This window comes from Zavarzinella formosa DSM 19928 (assembly GCF_000255705.1).
Classification (GTDB): Bacteria; Planctomycetota; Planctomycetia; order Gemmatales; family Gemmataceae; genus Zavarzinella; species Zavarzinella formosa.
The window spans coordinates 625,525-627,168 of sequence record NZ_JH636444.1 but is presented as its reverse complement, the minus strand read 5'-3'; the positions used below and the strand labels follow the sequence as shown (position 1 = coordinate 627,168).

Annotated in this window: 1 protein-coding gene; it reads right to left on the bottom strand. The window is 68.2% G+C overall.

What is annotated here, in order from left to right:
• Positions 1 to 90 precede the first annotated feature (90 nt).
• Positions 91 to 1,323, bottom strand: coding sequence for a vWA domain-containing protein (locus BGIM_RS0131745; RefSeq protein ID WP_157369564.1), 1,233 nt, complete (start codon positions 1,321 to 1,323; stop codon positions 91 to 93).
• Positions 1,324 to 1,644 lie beyond the last annotated feature (321 nt).

Here is a 1,644-nt window from a genome sequence, read left to right as displayed (position 1 = left end):
CCGCGCGGGCGGCCCCGGGCGACGCCATGGCGCACAAGGGACCGGAGCCGCCGGGCCTGTCGCCGGGTCAGGGCAAACATGGTTCTCCCCTCAAGGGTTGACGGAAACAGAAACCCGCCGGCCGAACGGCGGCACGGCGGGGTTGCCCCCGATCATGGCCCACAGGACGGGCATGTCCGGTGACGGCATCGGAAACGTGGTGTCCAGGTCAGTCAGGCAGACGACGCAGGCGGGGCGGACGTCGTTTGACTTGATCCACTCGAAGACGCAGGCGTGCGAGGTGCCGCCCCCGCCGGTCGGCTCCAGGCGAGGTTCCCCGTCGGAGGATTCCCAGCGCTGGACATGCCGGACCTCGGTGTCATGAAACAGGATGACCGCCACGCACGAGAAGGCCGACAGCAGGCCGGTTGTCTCGGCGGCAAAGACGGCGAGTTCCCTGTCGCCCACCGAGCCCGAAGTGTCGATGGCGATCACGATCTCGCCCAGTTCCTCCGAGCACAGGCCCGGCAGGTAGAGGCCCCGGGCGATGTGCCGGCGGTTGGGCCGGCTCCAGGAGTAATCGTTCCTGGCGGTGGCCGACACGAACTCCCGCAACACCTCCCGCCAGTCCGCAGCGGGTTGCAACACCTCTTGAACGACCCGGGCAAAGCCCGCCGAAAGGTCTCCCTTGAGGCGGGCCGTCTGTTCGGCCTGGGAGACGGCAACTTGCCATTCGGCCGTCTGGCGTCGGACGTCGGCCGGAGAGGACTTCGCCGGCTCGACCACCCGACCGCAGCCGCCCGGATCGGCTTTCCCGGCACTGTCGTCGGCGGCTTCGCCGCCATCAGCGGGCTCTTCCGTCAGGGCGGCGTAATACTCCTCGGCCGATTTGCCGGCGAGAAGGCCGGCATAATGGCCCTCGCCCGGCATGAGCCGGCACGCGGGCAGGGCATAACCGTTTTGAACGAGCAGCGGGTTGATGGCCAGGTCGCAGGCGATGTTCCACCGGACGGCGTGCCGGCCGCCCCGGCGGCAATGGTGGCCCAGGGCATTGTGCATCACCTCATGGACCAGCACGCCGAGCAATTCGTCCGGGGACAGGCCCAGGACGAACGCCGGCGAATAGGTCAGCGTCCGGCCGTCCGTGGCCATCGTGCCCGCATCCCAGTCGACCGACGGTGTCAGCCGCAGGGCCAGCGTGGCGAAGAAGGCCGATTTGGCGTCCCGTCCCAGGATCAGCCTCGCCCGGGCACCCGCCAGGGACCGGGAGGCCCGTTCTTCCAGACCCTGCCGGGCCGCCGCCGTTTCGACGGCCGTGAACGGGTCGTCTCGCTCCGTCGTCATCAATCGTTCCTTTCCGCCCGAAACGGGCGTCGGGGGTTGTTCCATCAAAAGGTCGGGCAAGCGATTATTGGCTTCGAGACCTGCGGAACACCGCCGGATGAGTAAGCGCTTATTGGCTCCGGCCGCACGGTTGAGTAAGCGCTTACTCAACCGTGCGGCCGGACGTGAAATGGTCACGCCACCGACCCGGCCGGCTCGGCCGAGAGCAGCAACGCGGCCATGGCGGCCGCCTGGCCGGCCTCGTCCACGGCCTGGTGCAAACCCGACAGGGCAATGTTGAGGATGTCCTCGTACAGGTTGACCTTGTCTCGCAGGTCGTCG

Coding starts and splice junctions, on each gene's coding strand:
- BGIM_RS0131745 (WP_157369564.1), bottom strand. CDS start 1,323: ATGACGACGGAGCGAGACGACCCGTTCACGGCCGTCGAAACGGCGGCG.